The organism is Corynebacterium kozikiae (assembly GCF_024580965.1).
GTDB lineage: Bacteria > Actinomycetota > Actinomycetes > Mycobacteriales > Mycobacteriaceae > Corynebacterium > Corynebacterium kozikiae.
Window position 1 is genome coordinate 159,892 of record NZ_JANIKJ010000002.1, and the last position, 20,231, is coordinate 180,122.

General features: G+C 62.6%; 19 protein-coding genes. 7 read left to right on the forward strand and 12 right to left on the reverse strand.

Annotated features, from left to right (window positions below; all coding sequences use genetic code 11):
• Positions 1 to 33 precede the first annotated feature (33 nt).
• Positions 34 to 1,290: a D-inositol-3-phosphate glycosyltransferase gene (mshA, locus tag NQ018_RS02745; protein ID WP_257058198.1), complete on the reverse strand. Its 1,257-nt coding sequence runs from the start codon at positions 1,288 to 1,290 to the stop codon at positions 34 to 36.
• Positions 1,291 to 1,395: 105 nt separating this feature from the next.
• Here mshA and NQ018_RS02750 point away from each other — a divergent pair, with 105 nt between their 5' ends.
• Positions 1,396 to 3,105, forward strand: coding sequence for a long-chain-fatty-acid--CoA ligase (locus NQ018_RS02750; RefSeq protein WP_257058201.1), 1,710 nt, complete (start codon positions 1,396 to 1,398; stop codon positions 3,103 to 3,105).
• Here NQ018_RS02750 and NQ018_RS02755 read toward each other — a convergent pair.
• Positions 3,086 to 4,159, reverse strand: coding sequence for a UDP-N-acetylmuramate dehydrogenase (locus NQ018_RS02755; RefSeq protein ID WP_373566884.1), 1,074 nt, complete (start codon positions 4,157 to 4,159; stop codon positions 3,086 to 3,088). The genes NQ018_RS02750 and NQ018_RS02755 overlap by 20 nt on opposite strands.
• A 23-nt stretch (positions 4,160 to 4,182) precedes the next feature.
• Here NQ018_RS02755 and NQ018_RS02760 point away from each other — a divergent pair, with 23 nt between their 5' ends.
• The 3 genes from NQ018_RS02760 to NQ018_RS02770 are packed head-to-tail and all read left to right on the forward strand — an operon-like array spanning position 4,183 to position 6,259.
• A complete protein-coding gene (locus tag NQ018_RS02760) occupies positions 4,183 to 4,668 on the forward strand; it encodes a DUF2505 domain-containing protein (protein WP_257058203.1) in 486 nt (161 codons plus the stop codon).
• A 4-nt stretch (positions 4,669 to 4,672) separates the two neighbouring features.
• Positions 4,673 to 5,485: a class I SAM-dependent methyltransferase gene (locus NQ018_RS02765; RefSeq protein WP_257058205.1), complete on the forward strand. Its 813-nt coding sequence runs from the start codon at positions 4,673 to 4,675 to the stop codon at positions 5,483 to 5,485.
• A gap of 36 nt (positions 5,486 to 5,521) precedes the next feature.
• The gene (locus NQ018_RS02770; RefSeq protein WP_257058216.1) at positions 5,522 to 6,259 is read left to right on the forward strand and encodes an LmeA family phospholipid-binding protein; all 738 of its coding nucleotides are present in this window, start codon (positions 5,522 to 5,524) and stop codon (positions 6,257 to 6,259) included.
• A 2-nt stretch (positions 6,260 to 6,261) separates the two neighbouring features.
• Here NQ018_RS02770 and NQ018_RS02775 read toward each other — a convergent pair whose 3' ends face one another.
• The 8 genes from NQ018_RS02775 to NQ018_RS02810 all read right to left on the reverse strand — a co-directional run bounded on the left by NQ018_RS02775 (position 6,262) and on the right by NQ018_RS02810 (position 13,639).
• Complete coding sequence (locus NQ018_RS02775) at positions 6,262 to 7,380, reverse strand: HNH endonuclease signature motif containing protein (RefSeq protein WP_257037406.1); 1,119 nt, start codon at positions 7,378 to 7,380, stop codon at positions 6,262 to 6,264.
• 72 nt (positions 7,381 to 7,452) lie between these two features.
• A complete protein-coding gene (locus tag NQ018_RS02780; RefSeq protein ID WP_257058218.1) occupies positions 7,453 to 7,989 on the reverse strand; it encodes a beta/alpha barrel domain-containing protein in 537 nt (178 codons plus the stop codon).
• A complete protein-coding gene (locus tag NQ018_RS02785; RefSeq protein WP_257037404.1) occupies positions 7,979 to 8,269 on the reverse strand; it encodes a DUF2516 family protein in 291 nt (96 codons plus the stop codon). The genes NQ018_RS02780 and NQ018_RS02785 overlap by 11 nt, the downstream gene beginning before the upstream one ends.
• Positions 8,270 to 8,289: 20 nt before the next feature.
• Positions 8,290 to 9,588 carry a DUF445 domain-containing protein gene (locus NQ018_RS02790; RefSeq protein ID WP_257058220.1) on the reverse strand — a complete coding sequence of 433 codons (1,299 nt, stop codon included), beginning with the start codon at positions 9,586 to 9,588 and terminating at the stop codon, positions 8,290 to 8,292.
• 80 nt (positions 9,589 to 9,668) lie between these two features.
• Positions 9,669 to 10,013 carry a hypothetical protein gene (locus NQ018_RS02795; protein WP_257037402.1) on the reverse strand — a complete coding sequence of 115 codons (345 nt, stop codon included), beginning with the start codon at positions 10,011 to 10,013 and terminating at the stop codon, positions 9,669 to 9,671.
• An 80-nt stretch (positions 10,014 to 10,093) separates the two neighbouring features.
• The gene (locus tag NQ018_RS02800; protein WP_257037401.1) at positions 10,094 to 10,843 is read right to left on the reverse strand and encodes a succinate dehydrogenase/fumarate reductase iron-sulfur subunit; all 750 of its coding nucleotides are present in this window, start codon (positions 10,841 to 10,843) and stop codon (positions 10,094 to 10,096) included.
• Positions 10,843 to 12,858 (reverse strand): fumarate reductase/succinate dehydrogenase flavoprotein subunit, encoded by a 2,016-nt coding sequence (locus tag NQ018_RS02805; RefSeq protein WP_257058222.1) that lies wholly within the window; start codon positions 12,856 to 12,858, stop codon positions 10,843 to 10,845. The genes NQ018_RS02800 and NQ018_RS02805 overlap by 1 nt, the downstream gene beginning before the upstream one ends.
• 19 nt (positions 12,859 to 12,877) lie before the next feature.
• Positions 12,878 to 13,639 carry a succinate dehydrogenase cytochrome b subunit gene (locus tag NQ018_RS02810; RefSeq protein ID WP_257037399.1) on the reverse strand — a complete coding sequence of 254 codons (762 nt, stop codon included), beginning with the start codon at positions 13,637 to 13,639 and terminating at the stop codon, positions 12,878 to 12,880.
• 391 nt (positions 13,640 to 14,030) lie between these two features.
• On the opposite strand from NQ018_RS02810, the gene ramB reads away from it, so the two are divergent.
• Positions 14,031 to 15,443: an acetate metabolism transcriptional regulator RamB gene (gene ramB, locus NQ018_RS02815; protein WP_257058224.1), complete on the forward strand. Its 1,413-nt coding sequence runs from the start codon at positions 14,031 to 14,033 to the stop codon at positions 15,441 to 15,443.
• Between the two features lie 43 nt (positions 15,444 to 15,486).
• Here ramB and NQ018_RS02820 read toward each other — a convergent pair whose 3' ends face one another.
• Both NQ018_RS02820 and lpdA read right to left on the reverse strand, forming a co-directional pair.
• Positions 15,487 to 15,654, reverse strand: a complete 168-nt coding sequence (locus tag NQ018_RS02820) for a DUF6767 domain-containing protein (protein WP_257058225.1) — start codon at positions 15,652 to 15,654, stop codon at positions 15,487 to 15,489.
• Positions 15,655 to 15,788: 134 nt separating this feature from the next.
• Positions 15,789 to 17,204 (reverse strand): dihydrolipoyl dehydrogenase, encoded by a 1,416-nt coding sequence (gene lpdA / locus NQ018_RS02825; RefSeq protein ID WP_257037396.1) that lies wholly within the window; start codon positions 17,202 to 17,204, stop codon positions 15,789 to 15,791.
• Between the two features lie 422 nt (positions 17,205 to 17,626).
• On the opposite strand from lpdA, the gene NQ018_RS02830 reads away from it, so the two are divergent.
• Positions 17,627 to 18,700 (forward strand): alpha/beta hydrolase, encoded by a 1,074-nt coding sequence (locus NQ018_RS02830; protein WP_257058227.1) that lies wholly within the window; start codon positions 17,627 to 17,629, stop codon positions 18,698 to 18,700.
• A 155-nt stretch (positions 18,701 to 18,855) separates the two neighbouring features.
• Positions 18,856 to 20,229, forward strand: a complete 1,374-nt coding sequence (locus NQ018_RS02835) for a M1 family metallopeptidase (protein ID WP_257058229.1) — start codon at positions 18,856 to 18,858, stop codon at positions 20,227 to 20,229.
• Positions 20,230 to 20,231 lie beyond the last annotated feature (2 nt).

Below are 20,231 nucleotides of genomic sequence, written 5' to 3' on the forward strand. Positions count from 1 at the left end.
GGCAGCTCGGAGTGACATTTCCCCCAACCAGCCCTACCCGTGCGCCTGACGCTCCTGCTCACCGCCCTCAGCTTCCCATGAGGAGAGGACATCTGAATAAATCCCCGCCAACACCGCCGCCGAAGCCGCCCAAGAATAGTTATTGGCGTGCCGCACAGCATCTACGCCCATGCGGATGCGGGTGGCGTCGTCGTCGAGCAGCTGCCCGAGTGCCTCCGCCCAGTCCGCGGGCTCATGCCCCGTAACCAGCACGCCCGTCTCACCCTCCACCACGGCAATGGGAAGCCCGCCGACGCGCGCAGCCACCACCGGGGTCCCCGAGGCCTGCGCCTCCATGGCAACAAGGCCGAAAGACTCATTGTAGCTGGGCACAGCGACGACGTCCGCAGCGCGGTACACACTCACCAGCTCCTCCGGGGGCCGCGGCTCCAGAAAACGGACGATGTGGCTCACCCCTTCGCTGTGCGCCAGGTGTTGGTAGTGCGCGAGGTTCGCCGCCGCGCCAGACGCGCCGCCGCAGATGAGCACGCGCAGATTGCGCTGCGGCTGCTCCCTCATGAGCTCCCCCACCGCCTGTATGAGCACATGCGGGCCTTTGAACTCCTGGAGCCGACCCACAAACGCCACCACCTTGGCGTGCAGCGGGATGCCCAACTCCCGGCGCGCACGTTCGGTGTTGCGCTCAGTGCCTGGGGTGAACACCTCCACGTCGGTACCAGGGGTCATGACTTGGATTTTCTCCGGGTTGGCATCGTAGTGGTACACAAGGTCGCTGTGTTCTTCGGTGGTGTTGACCACCAGGGCGTTGGCGTTGTCCACCAGCTGCTGCTCGCAGATGCGGCGGGCCTCGGACTCGCTGGAGCCGGACCAGTTTTTCACCGCAGCCAGGGTGTGCGCGGTGTGCACGAGCGGGATGCTCCAGATATCGCGCAGCAGCCAACCCACTTGACCCGAAAGCCAGTAGTGGGAGTGGATGAGGTCATACTCCACCTGTTCGCGTCGGACGTGCTGCACCACTCCGCCGGAGAAGGCGGCGAGCTGCGTGGGCAGCTCCTCCTTGGCTAATCCTTCATACGGGCCGGCGACGATGTTGATCACCCGCAACCCTGGTGCCACCTGCACCACCTCACCCTGGCTTTGGCGGGTGGCGCGGGTGAACACGTCCACCTCCATGCCCTGCTTTGCCAGTTGCTTTGCAACATTTAGGACGTAGACGTTCATGCCGCCGGCGTCACCCGAACCGGGCTGTTCAAGGGGCGAGGTGTGCATGGAAATCATTGCGATGCGCATGGTTTCCATCCTAAACAACCCCCCGTATGAGAAAACATGAGGGTAAGCTCTAATTTCGATCGTGCTCGCGCACCGAACGATATTCATGAGAGGAACCACTCAAATATGTCCCAAGCATTTGAGACCAAAGCCTGGCTGGAGCACTACGGGGATTGGACGCCGCATTCCTTGGAATACGGCGACACCACCTTGCTGGATTGCTACGACAACAACCTCGCCCTCAACGGCGACAAGCCCGCAACCGCATTCTTTGGCCGCCAAATGTCCTACAACGAATTGGATAAGCAGGTGCGCGGCGCCGCAGCCGGACTTCGGGCCTTGGGTGTGCGCCCCGGTGACTGCGTCGTCATTGCTCTGCCCAACTGCCCGCAGCACATCGTTGCCTACTGGGCGGTGTTGAAGCTCGGCGCGATCGTCGTGGAGCACAACCCGCTCTACACCGCCCACGAGCTGGAGGCGCCGTTCAACGACCACAAGGCGCGCGTAGCAATTGTGTGGGATAAGGCCGTTGCCACCCTGGAGAAGCTGCGCCACACCACCCCTCTGGAGACGATCGTCTCGGTGAACATGATCGAGGCCATGCCAAAGGTTCAGCAGCTCGCCCTGCGCCTGCCGATCCCGGCGATCAAGAAGAAGCGCGACCAGCTCCACGGCACCGCACCGCGCTCCATCCCCTTCAACGTCCTCATGGAAGCGGCGCTCGGTGGGCAGGGAGAGGACTTGGAATCCAACCCGGAGGTCACCAAGGACAGCATCGCGCTGATCCTCTACACCTCCGGTACCACGGGCTCCCCGAAGGGCGCGCAGCTCAGCCACGGCAACCTCTTTGCCAACCTGCTGCAAGGCAAGGCGTGGGTGAAGGGCCTGGGCAACCAAGACGAGCGCATGCTCGGCGCGCTGCCACTGTTCCACGCGTACGGCGTGACCATCGTGATGAACCTGGCGATCTACGTGGGCGCCTGCGTGGAGTTGCTCCCCGCGCCGCAGATCCCGCTGATTATGAAGGTCATGAAGAAGCGCACCCCCACCTGGGTTCCGGGTGTGCCCACGCTCTATCAAAAGATTGTCGACGCCGCCAAGGCCGAAGGCATCAACATCAACGGCGTGCGCAACTCCTTCTCCGGGGCATCCACGCTGCCTACCTCCACGGTTGAGCAGTGGGAGGAGCTCACCGGCGGCCTGTTGGTTGAAGGCTACGGCCTCACCGAAACCGGCCCAATCATCACCGGTAATCCGATGTCCTCTGACCGCCGCCCAGGCTACGTCGGCATCCCATTCCCCGACACCGAGATCCGCATCGCCAACCCAGACAACCCCTCCGAGACGCAGCCCGACGGCACCGAGGGGGAGGTGCTCGTGCGAGGACCCCAGGTCTTCCAGGGCTATCTCAACCAGCCTGAGGCCACCGCCGCGAGTTTCCATGAGGGATGGTACCGCACGGGTGACGTCGGTGTGATGGAATCCGACGGCTTCATCCGCCTGGTCGCCCGTATTAAGGAAGTGATCATCACCGGCGGCTTCAACGTCTACCCCGCGGAAGTGGAAGAGGTGCTCAACGGACACCCAGACGTCAGCGACTCCGCCGTGGTAGGCCTGCCTCGCCCCGACGGCTCCGAAAACGTAGTGGCCGCCATCACCCTGCGCCAAGGCGCCGCGCTGGACCCCGAGGGCCTCAAGCAATACTGCCGCGAGAACCTCACCCGCTACAAGGTGCCGCGCACCTTCTACCACTTCGACGAACTCAACCGCGACCTCACCGGCAAAATCCGCCGCCGCGAGGTCCAGGCCGAGATCATCAATCGCGCGTCGAAATAGGCGGCAGCTCCACGCCCACCCATACGGGCTCGGGCACCAACTCCACCCCATAGGCGCGGTACACGCCATCGCGGACCTCAGCGGCCAACGCCACAAGGTCCGCGGTCGTGGCCGCGCCTCTGTTCGTCAGCGCCAACGTGTGCTTCGTTGACAAACGCGCGGGCGCCCCCTCGCCGGGGTAGCCCTTGGGGAAGCCGGAATGCTCGATGAGCCAGGCCGCCGAGAGCTTGACCATCCCCTCATCAGCAGGAAATTCCGGTCCCCCCTCATGGACTTGTCCATGAGGGAGGATTGGGTTGGTGAAGAAGGACCCAGCGGACCAGGTGTCGTGATCCTCGGGGTCGTACACCATGCCCTTGCCCCTTCGCAGCGCGAGCACGGATTCGCGCACTTCGGCTACGGGCCTGCGTTCGTCGGGAAGCTCCCCGTAGCGCAGCGGGGCGGAGAGGCCGTCGGTGCGCAATTGCAGCTCCACGGCCAGCACCACGGCTCGGTTGGTGAATTTGAGGTTGGAATGGCGGTAGGAAAGGTCCAGGGAGCTGGCGGGATGCCAGCCGACGTCACCAGTGCGGCGGTCGTACAGCTTGACGCGCGTGAGCACATCGGCGATCTCCACCCCATAGGCGCCCACGTTTTGGACCGGCGTCGCGCCGACTGAGCCCGGGATGCCCGAGAGGCACTCGATGCCGCCGAGGCCCAGCTCCACGCTCAACTCCACGACCTCGTCCCACACCGCGCCCGCCTCAGCCACCAGCACACCCGTGGCCGGGTTCGCCTCAACCCCATCGAACGCCAGCAGCACTGCAACGACCGGCACCTGGCCGTCGGCAATGACCAAGTTCGAGCCGCCGCCGACTATGAGAACCTCGGCCTTGGCGGCGTCGAGGAGCCTCAGCACCCCCGCCAGCGCCTCCCCCTCATGAACACGCACCGCCGCAAGCGGCGCCCCGCCGAGGTGCAACGTGGTGAGCTCCGCAAAGCGCACATCCACCAGCTCAGCACCGGAAATGCCCTCTACTTGCGCCAAAACATCTGCCAGATCTTCGTAAGTCACCCCATAAACGGTAGTCTGAATGCATGACTACGCGAAGCGAAAACACCGCAACCATCGGCCACCCATTGGAAAAAGTTCAACAGGCCTTCGCCTCCGCAGACTACTGGAGCTACATCGCAGCCAACCTCAGCCCCGAGCCAGGCGAACTCCACGAACTCACCAACACCGACGGCACCACCACCGCCGTCCTCTACGAAGTCCTGCCACTCGACATCCTCCCCGAAGCTGTCCGCGGCATGATCAGCCAGGCGCTTAAGGTCAAGCGCGTTGTCACCGTCGGCTCGCAGATCACCTACACCGCCGACGTCAAGGGCACCCCCGTCGACTTCTCCGGCACCATCACTCCGCAATCCGACGGCACCACCACCACACTCACCTACGCCAACGAAATCACCGTCAACATCCCATTCATGGGCCCAGCCATCGAACCCAAAGTTGGCGAAGCACTCGCAGAGCTCTTCCAAAACGAAGCCAACCTCACCACCGCCTGGATCAGCGACAACCTCTAACCCCATGGCCGACCACGCCCACAACCTCCGCACCGACTTCAGCGGTGGCCAACGACGGCCGATAGGCGTCATCACCAGGGGGACGACGGGGCACAATCGGCTGCGGCGGGCCGACCGCTGGATCGCCCACTCCCCCCTCATGAACAAACTCATGAGGGGGGCTACTCATCCTCTGGCCATCGACCTCGGCTACGGGGCCAGCCACACCACCACCGTTGAGTGGGCGCGCTGGCTGCGCGGGATGCGCCCTGACGTGCGCGTCATCGGCCTAGAGATCCACCCTGACCGCGTCCTCCCCCCTCATGAAGGCGTGGAGTTCCAGCTCGGAGGCTTCGAGCTTGCCGGCCACCGCCCACACCTGGTGCGAGCCTTTAACGTGCTGCGCCAGTACGACGTCAACCAGGTCGAAGACGCATGGGCCACCATCACCTCCCACATGCACCCCACCGGCCTGCTGGTGGAAGGCACCTGCGATGAACTCGGCCGCCGCTGCTCATGGATCACCATTTCCCATGAGGGGCCGCTGAGTTTGACCCTCGCCTGGGACCCCTTCGACGTCACCCAACCCAGCGACGTCGCCGAACGCCTCCCCAAAGCCCTCATCCACCGCAACACCCCAGGTAACCGCATCCACGAGCTCCTCCAGCACGCCGACGACGCCTGGCGCCGCACCGCCGCCCTCGCACCCTACGGCCCCAGGGTGCGCTGGCGCCAAGCCCACACCACCCTCATCAACGAAGGCGTCCCCCTCGTCCCACAGCGACGCCCCCTGCGCGACTGCGTGCTGACGGTGCCGTGGGACGTCGTGAAGCCCTGAACTTGTCCCTCATGAGAGTTCCCATACACTGGGGGCGTGAAATCCAAGACCACCAAAGTCGTTCTCGCGATCCTCGCCGTCCTCCTTCTGCTCCTAGCGGCCGGCGAGTTTGCACTGCGCACGACGGTAAGCAACCAAATCAAATCGTCCATGGGGGAAGAGGCCAGCATCAGCTTCGGCGCCACTCCCCTCATGAGCTCGCTCATCACCAAAAACGTGCCGCACGTGGAGATTAGCAGCCCCTCCACTATCGCGATCCAGGAGAGCAATCCACCGCAAATTAGCGGTAACCCCGAGGTCCACATCAGCATCACCGACCTCGACATCTCCAATCCCGAGGCCGCCATAGCCTCCCACATGGAAATGCGGCCGGTGCTGGACAGGCAGTATCTACTGGCAACCATCCAGCAATCTCTTACCCCTCATGAACAAGCTGATGAGGGGTATCTGCAGTCGGTGCTGCAGGCGATAATCCAGGTCACCGACCTCCAGCCCGTTGCTCATGAGGGCGTGTTGAGGGTTGAGTTTTCCGGTGGCGCCGGCACCCTTGATTTGCGCCCGGTAGTTGTTGATGAGGGGTTGGGGTTTGAGGCTACGAATGTTTCCCTCATGGGCTTCGATTTGCCTGGCGTGGTCGCCGATGGGCTCACTCAAGGGCTGCGCGGGCAGGCGCAGCAGCTTGGGGCGGGCCTGGAGGTGCGGCAGGCGTCGGTTACTGATGAGGGGATGGAGTTGGTGTTGGTGGGGTCGCAGGTGGATTTGTCGGCTCTGTAGCCTTACAGGGTGGGGTCGCCGAGGAATTGTTCCATTTCTCGGCGCCATCCTTTCCAGGTGACGCGGTGGTTTTGGCGGCGGCCGGGGGCGCTGGGGGTGGCGTGATGCAGGGGCGTGCCGGCGTCGTCGCGCACCATGCGACCGTTCTTTGTGCGGCCTGGGGTGTCGTCGTTACGCCCGTTGTGCACCTTGCATAGCAGCAGCATGTTGGGGGTTTCGGTGGCGCCGCCGTGGCTGAAGGCGACGATGTGGTGGAATTGGCAGCGCCAGGCGGGTTGGTCGCAGTCGGGGTGGGTGCAGATCATGGTTTCGGTGGCGAGCACGAGGCGCTGCGCGGTGTCGGCGAAGCGTTGGATGGGGAGGGCTTCGGCGCCGATTTCGCCGGTGTCGGGGTCCTGAGCAGCGACAATCACCCAGCCGGTGTCGCCGATCTCCGCTCCGTCGAGCTCAGAAAGCGGGATGCCCGCGCCGTCAGTCGTGTAGATCTTGCCGTCCTTGAAATAGCCTTCCGACGCGCGCAGGGGCAGAAACAGCGCAGGCTGGTAGGCGGGAGTCAGGGTGCCGGTGACAGCTTCCTCCATCGCGGTGGCCAACGCTTCAGACCGCGTGCACCCCTCCCTCATGAGCTCTTCCATACGGGGAGTGAGGGCCTTTTCCATACGGGTGAGGGAGTCGTCGTTGAAGGTGCCAATGAGCCTGCGCTGGCCGAGTGGGTCGGCGGCCTGTTGAGTGTGCACGCGCTGGCGGCGCGGCGGTGGTTGGGGGATTTCCTCGTTGTGGACACCGACGATGTCATTCGCTTTCGCCCTCGCCTGCTCGACCGTCAGCCCCCGCGCGGCTTCCAAGCACTCCAGGAGCACTTGCTCCCTGCTCTTCGTGGGGCTCTTGAGGTTGCGGACGGCGACCGCGCAGGCGGTGAGCGTACCTAGATAGTGGCCGCGTGCGGCGCTGCGCACGTCGTCGGTGTCATAAAAGCGTGCCACCCAGCGCAGTTGTGTGATGTCTTTGCGCGCGACCCCCACTTCCGCCGCGAGTTGGTCGGGGGTGCGGGTGCGGAGGGCGTCGAGGATTTCGAGGAGGAGATCAATTCCGGACAGTGCATAAAGCTTGAGAATGTTCATGAGGCGAAAGATATTCGCGCGCCCAAACCGCCGGCAAAGGCGAATTCCACAGGCGGATTTCCGGCCCCTGAGCTATCCGCAGAAATCCGTGATCCATACCTCATGAGCTGGAAATTTATCCGCATCAGCGTTTTCCACAAGCAGGATCACGGGCAGGCCGGCGGCCTCCAACTCGCGCACCCCCTCATGGACAGGGCTCACAAGCGCATCGACGCCGCTGGGGCGAAGCCAGGCAGCCGCCCGCGCGAGCTCATGAGGGGTGAAAACGGTTGCGTCGAGGGCCACTGCGAGCCGCGCCGGATGCGGCACCGCCTCACGGATCGCCACGACCTCCGAAAGGAGCTGCGTGCTGTGCTCAGCGCGCACCGCCTCACGCGTGGGCACCACCGCCACGAGCTCCGCGCCGCACTGGACAGCCAGGCGCGCTTCAGCGGCCTTGATGAGGGTATGCTGCTGCCCGTATGGATACCCTGCCCATGAGGAGGGGTTCGTGGCGTGCTGGACCAAGTGCGGCGGCACTACAAGCCCAAGCCCAAGTGTTCCCCCCTCATGAACATCTTTGGCGGTGACGTCGGGGCCCATGAGGGAGATTTTGCGGCTACCAGCCATAGTTGCCGTTGAGGATGTTGCGGATTTGCGGCCGCACGTCGAACCAGTACAGGCCGATCATCACGATGCCCACCCAGCTCAGGAACATGAGGTTCATGGCGGCGGCGAATGCGGAGCCGATCAAGATGCCGGCCCACGCCCATTTGGAGAGGCGGTCGGCGGCGGTGAAGGCGTCGTCGCGGGTGAAAAGGACCTGAGCTGCCCCAACGACGCCCGCAAGGGCGATCAGCAGAAACGGTATCTGGGCGAGCCAAGGCAGCAATGCTTGCAGGGTGTTCATGAAACCTCCATGGGGTGAGTTTAGTGGCCACCGAAGAGCACAAAGCTCACAGTGTAGATCACGAGGCCGGCGAGCGCGCCGACGATGGTGCCGTTTAGCCGAATGTACTGCAGGTCCTTACCGACCATGAGTTCAATCTTGTCACTCGCCTCATCAGCATCCCAGCGCTCGATCGTCTCTCCGATAATCGACGTCACCTCATCAGCGTAATTGTTCGCGAGAAACGCCGCAGCGCCGGTGATCCGCTGGTCGAGCTGCGCCCGGAGGGTTTCGTCGGTTTGCAAGCGCAGGCCCCAACTTTGCGCGAACTGCGCCACCTTCCCCCTCATGAGCGAATCGGGGTCCGCCGCGGAGTCCATGAGGGAGGTTGAGGCTTTGGCCCAGAGCATGGCGGCTGCGTCCTGGAGCGGGCGGGAGGCCATGATGTCTTGCTTGAGCTCCTCGACGCGCGCAATCATGGTGGGGTCTTGCTGCAGGTCGGCGGCGAACTTGTCCAGGAAGCGACGGATGGCTTGGCGGGCGTCGTGGTTGGGGTCGGCGTCGACGGCGGCGGTCCATTGGATCAGTTCGCGGTAGACCTTGTCACCCACCAGCTCGTTGACGAACTTCGGTGCCCATGAGGGGGCGCGTTCGTCGAGGAGCTCGATGATCTTCGATTCACTGCCCAGCGCCTTGCCGTGGAGCCAGTGGACAAGTTCCTGCACAATCGGCTCCGCGTGCCCCTCATCAATAAGCTGCTGAAGGAGCTTTCCGAGCGGCGGGCCCCATTCGGGTTGGGCGAGTCTGTCGATGACCCCCGCGCGGATCACGGATTCGGCGTCTTTGGGGTCGAGGGCCTCCACAACATTGACAGTGAGTTTGCCCACCTGGGCGCTCACTGTGGCGGCGTTTTCGGGCTTTGACAGCCAATCTGCGATCTTTTCCGGCAACTGCGCCTGGCGAACCTTCTGCGTGATCAGCGTGGCGTTGAGGAAGTTTTCAGACACGAATCCGCTCAACGCCTGACCCACCTGGTCCTTCTTACGGCGCACGATTGCCGTGTGTGGGATGGGGAGCCCCAACGGGTGGCGGAAGAGTGCGGTAACGGCGAACCAGTCGGCGATTCCACCGACCATCCCCGCCTCCGCCGCCGCCCTCATGAACCCTACCCATGAGGGGGTTGGGTTGGTGACAGAGGCGTACCACTGGCAACCCAGGAAAATCGCGGCCGCAACAAACAGCAGACTGGTGGCAAAGGCTTTGTGGGCTCGCAGGGTGCGGCGTCGTTCGGCCTCCACCTCCGGCGACGGGCCAGGCACGGCATTTGGTGAGGTTTGCATGCCCTCTACGGTAGGGCAAAAAGGCAGCAGCCGAGAAACCCATGAGGGAGTTCTCGGCTGCTTGGAGGTGCCGGTGAGGGTTAATTCACGCGGCCGGTCTCTGCACGGTATGCACGGTAGAAGCGACGTCCGCGATGGATAAGGAACGCACCCAAGCCGATGAACACCACGGCGAGTACCGCGCCGATGATCATGTAGGTGCTCGCGTTCTCCTGGCTACCGACGGTGCCGGATGCGGCGCCGAACACAAGCCAGTTCAGGCCAGCCAGGGAGGCAAGCAGGAAGCCCATGCCCAACCAGGTGCTAGTGCGCTGCAGGGAAGAGTGTGGTGCGTAGAGGCTTACTGGGTCGTAGCCGTCGATGTAGTGCATACGCCCTTCGTAGACTGGGTACTCAGCGTTGTTTTGAGCAACAGTTGCGGACATGCTTCCTGGGTGCCTTTCTTGAGGGGGCCGATAATGGGTCCCACTTTACTGCGCGGGAGCCGCGCAGTAAATGGGGGTGTTTAGTGTTCCTTTGCGCTGAAGAAGGAGCGAGCGCGTTCCTTGTTGATCGCTGCGACCGCGGTCAGTGGGATGCCTGCTGGGCAGACATCGGCACACTCACCGTAGAGGGAGCAGTGGCCAAAGTTGGTTTCGAGCTCGTCAACCATCTTGCGTGCACGGCGGCCGCGCTCCTCCTTGCCCAGAGGCATCAGGGAGAGGTGCACCAGCTTTGCGCCGGTGAACAGGTGCGCAGCACCGTTCGGGCAGGCTGCCACGCAGGCGCCGCAGCCGATGCAGGCTGCGTGGTCGAGGGCGAACTCGGCCACCTGGTGGTTCAGGTGCAGGGTGTCTGCATCTGGGGCGGTGCCTGCGTTGATGGAAACATAGCCACCCTGCTCGAGGACGCGGTCCAGGGCGGAGCGGTCCACAACCATGTCCTTGATCACTGGGTATGCAGCGCTACGGAATGGCTCGATGCGGAGGGTGTCGCCATCCTTGACCGTCAGCAGACGCTGCTGGCAGGAAGGCTTGTTCTGCTCGGGACCGTGTGGGCGGCCGTTGACCATGAGGCCACAGGTGCCACAGATGCCCTCGCGGCAGTCGGAGGCGAACGCGAATGGTTCCTTGTTCTCCTCCACCAAGTTGGTGTTTACGTGGTCCAGCAGCTCCAGGATGGACATCTGCGGAACGGCGTCTTCTACTACGACCGTCTCAAAGTGACCTTCGCTGTAGGGACCGGCCTGACGCCAGATTTCAAGAGTGAGTTTCATTACTTGTAATTCCTTGTCATCAGCGGGATCGATTCGAAGACCAGTGGCTCAGCATGGCGGATGAACTCGCCTTCGCTTGCACCTGGCTCCCAGGCGGATACGAAGCACCAGTTTTCGTCGTCACGCTCTGCCTCGCCCTCAGGGGAGAGGTGGTCGTCACGGAAGTGAGCACCGCAGGACTCGTCGCGGTCAAGTGCATCCACGCACATGAGCTCGCCGAGATCCAGGTAGTCAGCAACGCGTGCGGCGTACTCGAGCACCTGGTTCATTTCGTCCTGGTTGCCGGTGATACGCATGTTTGCCCAGAAGTCTGCGCGCAGGGCACGAATTTCTTCAATGCCCTTCTTCAGACCCTCGATGTCGCGGGCCACGCCACAGTAGCGGTAGAGGATTTCACCGAGCTGGCGGTGGTAGTACTCAGGGCCGTGTGGGTTGGAGCCGTTGATGTTCATGAGGCGGTCGATGCGTGCCTGTGCGCGCTGCAGCGCTGCCTGTGCCTCCGGAGCATCCTCGGACAGGCGCTCGGTACCCAAGTAGCCTGCGAGGAAGTTCGGGATGGTGAATGGCAGGGTGAACCAGCCGTCCACGGATGCGGAGAGCAGGGAGTTTGCGCCCAGACGGTTTGCGCCGTGGTAGGTCCAGGATGCCTCGCCGGCACAGAACAGGCCTGGGATGGAGGTCATCTCGTTGAAGTCGGTCCACAGGCCACCCATGGTGAAGTGGCAGGTTGGTGCGATGCGCATTGGAGCCTTGTATGGGTCCTCACCAATTGCCTCTTCGTACATCTGGAAGAGGTTGGAGTAACGCTCGCGGATGGTGGACTCGCCAAGGCGCTGGATTGCGTCGCGGAAGTCCAGGTATGCAGCGTTGTGCAGCGGTCCGACGCCCAGGCCAGCGTTGATCTGCTGGGAGATGGCGCGCGAAGCGACGTCGCGGGGCACCAGGTTACCGAACGCTGGGTAGCGCCGCTCAAGGAAGTAGTCGCGCTCTTCCTCGGGGATGGTGTTCGGGTCGCGGTCGTCGTTTGGCTTCACTGGGGACCAGATGCGGCCGTCGTTACGCAGCGACTCCGACATGAGGATGGTCTTGGACTGCCACTCCGAGTTCACCGGCAGGCCGGTTGGGTGGAACTGGATGAAGGAAGGCGAAGCCAGGTATGCGCCCTGCTCGTACGCACGCATGATTGCGGATGCGTTGGAGTTCTTTGCCAGGGTGGACATGTGGTACACGTTGCCGTAGCCACCGGTAGCCAGGATCACTGCGTGGCCGGTGTGAGCGGTGAGCTCGCCGGTGATCAGGTTACGCATGATCAGGCCTTCGCAGCGCTTCTGGCCGTCCTTCTCCGTGATGATGAGGTCCACCATCTCGTTGTGGGTGAAGATCTCCACGGAACCCAGGTGAATCTGGCGCTGCAGCGCGGACGCAGTGGAAAGCTGAAGCTGCTGGCCGGTCTGACCGCGAGTGTAGTAGGTGCGGGACACCTGCACGCCACCGAAGGAACGAGTAGCCAGGGTGCCGCCGTATTCACGGGCGAATGGTGCGCCGATGGCGTTCATGTGGTCGATCACGCGAACAGACTCGATGGCCAAACGCCAGCAGTCGGACTCGCGGCCGCGGTAGTCGCCGCCCTTGACCGTGTCCTTGACGTGGCGGTAGGCGCCGTCGTTATCTACCTTCTTGCCTCGTGCGGAGTTGACACCGCCCTGAGCTGCGATGGAGTGCGCGCGGCGTGGCGCGTCGTGGTAGGTGAACGCCTTGACGTCGTAGCCGAGCTCGCCGAGGGCAGCAGCGGCTGCACCGCCGGAGAGACCGGTGCCCACGACGAGCACGCGGAACTTGCGACGGTTCAGTGGAGAGACCAACTCCATGTGGTCCTTCTGGTACTGCCACATGTCCTTGGTAGGAACACCCTTTGGCTCGTTGGCGTCCAGAACGGTACCTGGGCGAACGCCAGGAACGATGGACACAGGGTGGTTGAACTCAGGGCGAGGGGTGGTTTCAGCGTGAATGCTCATATTTGTTTACCTTTTCGTCCTAGCCGACCAAGCCGGTCGCAATAGCCAACGGGATCGAGATGTTGCCGATGAGCACCACTGCTGGGACCAGGTAAGACAGGAACAGCAGCACTGCGCGCCAGCGCTTGCCCGTGATACCGAGGTCGCTGGTAGCGAGCCAGATACCGTGGGAAAGGTGCAGGAAGAGCACCAGCATGGCGATCACGTAGAAGATGGTCACCGGCCAGCGGCTGAAGCTTGCCACCATGTTTGCGTAGACCTCGCCGTGGACGAAGACGTCGGAAGCAGCAGGAGCCACGCCAACGGTCAGGTCCAGGATGTGGAAGATGATGAAGGCAAGCAGCACAATGCCGGTCACCAGCATGGTCTTGGTGGTGAAGGAATTGAAACCACCCACGAGGTCGGTACGGCGGAACTTACCGCGGGACTGCTGCGAACGCTTGGTCAAAGCGAATGCGCCGTACACGTGCAAGATGATGGCTGCAAGCAGCACAGCTCGGAAGATCCACACAAACCAACCATGGGGCACGAGTGGGTACAGCACGTCCTGCTGCAGCCAGTGTGCGTAGTGGTCAATTGGGTGAGTTCCATCCTCGTAATGAGGCAGGAAGATCTTCAAGTTACCCACCATGTGGAACACCACGAAGCCAGCGAAGATCAGGCCAGTGATGGCCATCGTGAGCTTCAGGGCCCAGGTTGGGAAGGATGGCCGCTCGCGGAGCGGCTTTTCAGTGATTTTGCCGTGAGATACGGCCTCACGGTCGAGATTATTTACAGTCATGGCACCTCCAGTGTCGTCATTACTGTACGGCTCGCTATAGCTGCTAGACCACTTACTTTGCACCCAGGTGAGCTACCTCACAGTATTAAAAATGCCCCGTGACCTGCCAGTTAGTTAAGGCTGACCTAACTAGGTGTCCATGAGGGGGCGTTTACCGGCACTTTTGAAACCACAACAACCCCACCAGTCAATGGCGCAACATGTTTGTTGCGTAAATCCTGCCCCACCCATTCGGTATCAATCAAACGGCGGATACGGCTTTGCGGGGAATTCGTTTTTGTGCAGGCTACACCCCACCTCTCCCCTCATGGACAGCGCCGGGCCGAAGTTGCCCATGAGGGGGTGTAAAGATCTTTGCAAGCTTTGTTCGCAAATCCTTTACAGTTTCCTCATGGGAAAGACATACGTTGGCTCCAGGCTCAAGCAACTGCGCCGCGAACGCGACCTCAGCCAAGCCACCCTCGCACAAACCCTCGGGCTGTCCGCAAGCTACGTGAACCAAATTGAGCACGACGTCCGGCCGCTCACACTGTCCGTACTCAACCGCATCACCGAGGCCTTCGGCGTGGACGCCACCTTCTTCTCCCGCGACGACAATTCGCGCCTTTTCGCCGAAATCCAAGACGTCGCCCTCGACCGCGAGCTCTGCCCCACCCCCATCGAACTCCAGGACCTCCACGCCCTCGTGGAATCGCACCCCGACATCGCCCGCGCCATGGTGGACATGCACAGGCGATACCGAAACGTCCGCGACAAGCTCACCGTAGCTACCGACGTGCGCATCGCCGCAGGCAACGAGACATCAGCGCTGTCCATGCCACACGATGAGGTCCGCGACTTCTTCTACGCCAGGCAAAACTACCTAGACTCCCTGGACCAGCGCGCCGAGGCCATCGCCGAAGAGCTCGGCGTCACCCAATTCAACATCCGCGCCACTGAGACGGCCCTCACCCAGCGGCTGCGCAGCCGCCACGGCGTGCAAGTGGAGGCCGGTGAGGAACTCGGCGGCACCCTCCATACCTTCGACCAAGAGGCCGGAGTCATCTACCTCTCCTCCAGGCTGATCGCGGGCCAAAGGGCGTTCCGCCTGGCCGCGGAGCTCGGCTACCTCGAAGCCGGCCCCCTCATGGAAGAAGTAGTGGACACCGAGCAGTTTTCCACGCCGGAGGCGAGGAATCTGGCGCTGCGCGGCGTGGCCAGCTACTTCGCGGCAGCCACCATGCTGCCCTATGGCATGTTCCACCAAGAAGCCGAACGCTGCGGCTACGACATCGAATACTTGGGGCAAATGTTCGGCCTGGGCTACGAGACCATCTGCCACCGACTTTCCACGCTGCAGCGCCCGAACCTCCGCGGCATCCCCTTCACCTTCGTGCGCGTGGATCGAGCGGGCAACATCTCCAAGCGCCAATCCGCAACCGGGTTCCACTTCACCCACGCCGGCGGCACCTGCCCACTGTGGAATGTTTACGACACCTTCACCAATCCCGGCACCATCATGCGCCAACTCGCGCAGATGCCCGACGGCCGCAACTACCTCTGGGTAGCCCGCACCGTGCGGCACCACCAGGGCAGGTTCGGGGAAACGGGAAAGCTCTTCGCCATCGGCCTGGGCTGCGAGGCACGCCACGCCGAACGCACCGTGTACGCAAAGGGCTTTGACCTCGGCGACTTTGCCAGCGCCACCCCCATCGGCGTCGGCTGCCGCGTGTGCACCAGGCAAAACTGCGCGCAGCGGGCATTCCCCGCGATCAACCAGTCCATCTCGGTGGACCCGCACTCTTCCAACGTCGCGCCATACTAGAAGCCTTGTGCCCCGGCGCCTTGCGTCGGCACGCTCTTGTTACTCAGACATGTTCGCGCTTGGCGCGGATCATCTCGCTGCGCAACTCCGCGAGCTCCGGATCCGCCTTGACCAAGGCCACGAGCTGGCAGTCCTGCGGGCCGTGGGCACCGGGAACGCAGAGGGTGCAGGGCTCGCCGAAGCGGATGGGGCATTTCGCATCAACGTGCATGCCCTCATGGTACTGCTACCAGGGGTCGACCCACCCCGAATGGTGGGGACGCAAAAGGCGCCAACCCCGTGAAGTTCATTCACAAACTTCACATTGTTCATGAGGGGTGGCGCCTGAGGCCTGTTGCTGGCCGCTTAGAGGTTAATCATGTGCCCCATAATCCCCTCCGCGGCTTCCTTCATGGCCTCGGAAAGCGTTGGGTGGGTGTGGACGTTGCGGCCGATTTCTTCGGCGGTGAGGTCGAAGCGCTGGGCCAGGGTGAGCTCGGGGAGGAGCTCGGAGACGTTGGCGCCGACCATGTGCGCGCCGATGAGCTCGCCGTATTCGGCGTCGGCGACGATCTTCACGAAGCCCGCGGTCTCGGCGAGGCCGGCTGCCTTGCCGTTTGCGGAGAATGGGAAGGTGGCCACCTTGATTTCGCGCCCCTCGAACTTCTCCTTGGCCTGGGCCTCGGTGTAGCCGAAGGAGGCAACCTGGGGGTTGCAGAAGGTGGCGCGTGGCATCATCATGTAGTCGCCAAGCAGTTGGGTTTCGGCGCCGGCGATGACCTCAGCGGCAACCACGCCCTGGGCCTCTGCGACGTGGGCGAGCTGCAGCTTCGCGGTGACGTCGCCGATGGCGAAGATGTGGGGGACGTTGGTGCGCATCTCGTCATCAATGGCAATGGCGCCGCGGTCGGTAAGCTCCACGCCGGTGTTCTCCAGGCCGTAGCCCTCGGTGCGTGGGGCAAAGCCGATGGAGACCATCACGCGGTCTGCCTTGAGCGTCTCAGACTTGGAGCCATCCTTGGACTCCACGTCCACCTCCACACCGGCCTCGCCGCCGAGGTCACGGATAGCGGTGGTCTTGGTGCCGGTCAGCAGCTTCACGCCCAGCTTCTTGTATTGCTTAGCGATCTCCTTGGAGACGTCGGCATCTTCATTTGGCAGCACGCGGTCCATGAACTCCACGATCGTGACGTCCACGCCGTAGTTGGCCAGCACATACGCGAACTCCATGCCAATAGCGCCAGCACCCACGATGACCATAGACTTTGGTGCCTCGGACTTGAGGATCTGCTCCTCAAAACTCAAGATGTTGCCGCCGATTTCCACGCCGGGCAGGGAGCGCACCACGGAGCCGGTGGCGATGATGCAGTTGTCAAAGGTGAGGGTCTTGCCTGCGTCTTTACCCTCGGTGATCTCGATGGTGTTGGCGTCCTTGAACGCACCTAGGCCATCTACCTCAGTAATCTTGTTCTTCTTCATGAGGTAGTGGACACCCTTCACGATGCCCTCCGAGACCTTGCGGGAGCGCTGGTGCGCCGCAGTGAAGTCAAAGCTGACCTCGCCGGAAATGCCGAAGGTCTTGGCCTCATGGTTGAAAATGTGCGCAACCTCAGCGTTCTTCAACAGCGCCTTGGAAGGAATGCAGCCCACATTCAGGCACACGCCGCCCCAGTACTGCTTTTCAACAACAGCCACCTTCTTACCCAATTGGGCTGCACGGATGGCAGACACATAGCCGCCTGGGCCCGCGCCAAGAACTACAACGTCATAATGTTCACTCATAGTGGACAAGGATACGTGCATCTGCCCGATCTGTCGCCCAAACGGGTGTAGCCACAAAAAATGCGTACCGACGCCCCCAAGGGGCAGCAGGCACGCAAGGGAGCTCGGGGAGCTCAGGTTGCGCAGGTTGCTCGGGAAATCCGGGCTTAGATCAGACCCAAAGCGAGCAGCAGGTTGGACAGCCCGGAGGAACCGGTGTGAGAAAGCTGGCCAAAAAGATCGGAGATAAAGGTAAACATTGAACAAGGGCCTTTCTTTAGGGGAAACTACCGTTTGCAAGGCAATTTTGTTCATGAGGGTAGCACGGTGTGCGGCTATGGGTATCCACAGTCGGGAAAACCTGATAAGTTTTCACCCGTAACTGTCTCAATGCTTATGCACCCTCTCGGTGTGTCCCATCCACACAAGAAAGAACGTTTGGTATGAAGCTCCTTCGCCGCACTGCTGCCCCGTTGGCTGCCCTCGCCATCGCAGCCAGCACTCTGTTTGCTCCCTCCGCGGAGGCCGCTACCCTCACCCCTGCGGCCGTCAACGGCGGCGTGCCGGTAGCTACCGTGACCCAAGGCGCAAAGCCGGGCACCGAGCTGCATTGGCGTGACAAGATCGCCAACAACCCTCGCGCAGTGGAGATGTGGGCGTACTCCCCTTCCATGAACCGGGACGTACCACTGGCAGTGCTGAAGGCCTCCAACCCTGGCCGCCCAACCATCTACATGCTCAACGGTGGCGACGGCGGCGAGGGCGCCGCAAACTGGCTGGCACAGACGGACATTTTTGAGTTCTACGCTGACAAGGACGTCAACGTGGTGATCCCAATGGCCGGCAAGTTCTCCTACTACACGGACTGGGTGCAGGAAAACGCCAACCTGGGCGGCAAGCAAATGTGGGAAACCTTCCTGGTCAAGGAGCTTCCGGGCCCACTGGAGGCAACCCTGCAGGCAAGCAACAAGCGTGCGATTGCCGGCATGTCCATGTCTGCCACCACTTCCCTGCTGCTGCCTGAACACTACCCAGGGTTCTACGACGCCGCCGCTTCCTTCTCCGGCTGCGCAGCCACCAACTCCCCAATGGAACGCGAGTTCGTGCGCATTACCCTGCAGCGCGGCGGCGCACACCCAGATCAGATGTGGGGCCCAATCGGCTCCCCAACCGCCCTTTACAACGACGCCCTGATCAACGCTGACAAGCTGCGTGGCACCGCACTGTACGTCTCCAACGCCTCCGGCACCCCAGGTGTGTACGATAACCTGGCGAACCCACGCCTGGCTCACGCCAACCCACTGGTTGGCTCCATCACCGTGGCAAACGTCCAGGTCCAGGGTGGTGCAATTGAGGCAGCCACCAACTTCTGCACCCACAACCTGCGTGCAAAGCTGGATTCCCTGGGTATCCCAGCAGACTGGAACTTCCGCCCATCCGGCACCCACTCCTGGGGCTACTGGCAGGATGACCTCCGCGGAAGCTGGGCAACCTTCAACCGCGCCCTGAACTCCTAAGCGCCACAGCTTCGAGCACCTTCCCATAAGGGGGAGGTGCTTTTCGCTTGCCTTCTCCGCATTTCAGCAGCTCAGCGAGCCTGCGTTGCGTGGCTTGGGCCTTGGCGCGTCGGAACGCGAAACTTTGTTCATGAGGGGACTAGGATGAGCAATCGATGACTTCCAAACGGACCTCCCAACGCCTGCGCTCCACCCCCGTGCCGGGTGTGCGCGATTCCTACACGGGCGTGGACTTCAACCTGGGCTTCCACGTGCGCCACTATGACCTGGAGCTGGATTACGCCGTGGGTCCCAATCGCCTGCGCGCCACGGCCACCCTGCGCATGGATTCCTACCTGGAACTCGAGCGGCTCACGTTGGATTTGAGTGGGGCGCTGCAGGTGAAGCAGGTGTCGGTGCGCATGTTCAGCCCGGCCACGCAGGTGGAGGTCAAGCGCTTTAGCCACCGCAACCTCAAACTCAGCGTCACATTCACCACCCCCATCCCCGCCGACGCCGAATTCGAGCTCACCATCACCTACCAGGGCAATCCGCGGCCCGTGCGCTCCTCATGGGGAATGCTCGGCTGGGAGGAACTGAGCAACGGCTCGCTGGTGGCCAGCCAACCCAACGGCGCCCGCTCCTGGTACCCCTGCGACGACACCCCCGACGAAAAAGCCACCTACCGCATCGCCGTCACCACCGCCAGCACGTACACCGTGGTCGCCAACGGCCACCTGCGCAGCGCACAGCGCAGCGGCGCCAGCACCCGTTGGGTTTACGAAATGCCGCAACCCATGGCCAGCTACCTGGCAACGGTGCAGGTGGGACAATACGAGAAGGTTGAGCTTTCCGACGCACGCACGCCCGTGGTGGCATACGTCCCACGCGCGCTCAAGGCCGACTTCATGGAGGATTTTGCGCAGCAGGTGGCCATGCTGGACTGCTACACCGAACTCTTCGGCCCCTACCCCTTTGGCATCTACACCGTGGTGGTCACCGAGGATGAGCTGGAGATCCCCCTCGAGGCGGCTGGGCTTTCCATCTTCGGCGCCAACCACGCGCGCGGCGATCACGCTTGGGAGCGCCTCATCGCCCACGAACTCTCCCACCAGTGGTTCGGCAACTCCCTAGGACTTGCCCAATGGGACGACATCTGGCTCAACGAGGGCTTCGCCTGCTATGCCGAATGGCTCTGGTTCGAGCACTCCGCCGGCAAACCCGCGGCCGAATCCGCCAAGGAGCACTACCTGGGCCTCGCCGCCAAACCACAAGACCTGCTGCTGGCCAACCCCGGGCCGAAGGACATGTTCGATGACCGCGTCTACAAACGCGGCGCTATGGTGGTCCACGCCCTGCGTACCCTGCTCGGCGACGACGCCTTCTTCACCATGCTCCGCTCCTACGTAGCCTCCGGCAAACACTCCGTGGTGGAACCCATGGACCTGCGCAACGCCGCCCTCCAAGCAGGCGCCGACCCCCAAGCCCTCGACACCCTCTGGCAATCCTGGCTCCACCAAACCAAACTCCCCCCATTCCCAGGCGAGTAAAC

Excerpts from the sequence above, each read along its gene's own strand:
- mshA (WP_257058198.1), bottom strand. The coding sequence starts at position 1,290 with ATGCGCATCGCAATGATTTCCATGCACACCTCGCCCCTTGAACAGCCC.
- NQ018_RS02750 (WP_257058201.1), top strand. The coding sequence starts at position 1,396 with ATGTCCCAAGCATTTGAGACCAAAGCCTGGCTGGAGCACTACGGGGAT.
- NQ018_RS02760 (WP_257058203.1), top strand. The coding sequence starts at position 4,183 with ATGACTACGCGAAGCGAAAACACCGCAACCATCGGCCACCCATTGGAA.
- NQ018_RS02765 (WP_257058205.1), top strand. The coding sequence starts at position 4,673 with ATGGCCGACCACGCCCACAACCTCCGCACCGACTTCAGCGGTGGCCAA.
- NQ018_RS02775 (WP_257037406.1), bottom strand. The coding sequence starts at position 7,380 with ATGAACATTCTCAAGCTTTATGCACTGTCCGGAATTGATCTCCTCCTC.
- NQ018_RS02780 (WP_257058218.1), bottom strand. The coding sequence starts at position 7,989 with ATGGCTGGTAGCCGCAAAATCTCCCTCATGGGCCCCGACGTCACCGCC.
- NQ018_RS02785 (WP_257037404.1), bottom strand. The coding sequence starts at position 8,269 with ATGAACACCCTGCAAGCATTGCTGCCTTGGCTCGCCCAGATACCGTTT.
- NQ018_RS02790 (WP_257058220.1), bottom strand. The coding sequence starts at position 9,588 with ATGCAAACCTCACCAAATGCCGTGCCTGGCCCGTCGCCGGAGGTGGAG.
- NQ018_RS02795 (WP_257037402.1), bottom strand. The coding sequence starts at position 10,013 with ATGTCCGCAACTGTTGCTCAAAACAACGCTGAGTACCCAGTCTACGAA.
- NQ018_RS02800 (WP_257037401.1), bottom strand. The coding sequence starts at position 10,843 with ATGAAACTCACTCTTGAAATCTGGCGTCAGGCCGGTCCCTACAGCGAA.
- NQ018_RS02805 (WP_257058222.1), bottom strand. The coding sequence starts at position 12,858 with ATGAGCATTCACGCTGAAACCACCCCTCGCCCTGAGTTCAACCACCCT.
- NQ018_RS02810 (WP_257037399.1), bottom strand. The coding sequence starts at position 13,639 with ATGACTGTAAATAATCTCGACCGTGAGGCCGTATCTCACGGCAAAATC.
- ramB (WP_257058224.1), top strand. The coding sequence starts at position 14,031 with ATGGGAAAGACATACGTTGGCTCCAGGCTCAAGCAACTGCGCCGCGAA.
- NQ018_RS02820 (WP_257058225.1), bottom strand. The coding sequence starts at position 15,654 with ATGCACGTTGATGCGAAATGCCCCATCCGCTTCGGCGAGCCCTGCACC.
- lpdA (WP_257037396.1), bottom strand. The coding sequence starts at position 17,204 with ATGAGTGAACATTATGACGTTGTAGTTCTTGGCGCGGGCCCAGGCGGC.
- NQ018_RS02830 (WP_257058227.1), top strand. The coding sequence starts at position 17,627 with ATGAAGCTCCTTCGCCGCACTGCTGCCCCGTTGGCTGCCCTCGCCATC.
- NQ018_RS02835 (WP_257058229.1), top strand. The coding sequence starts at position 18,856 with ATGACTTCCAAACGGACCTCCCAACGCCTGCGCTCCACCCCCGTGCCG.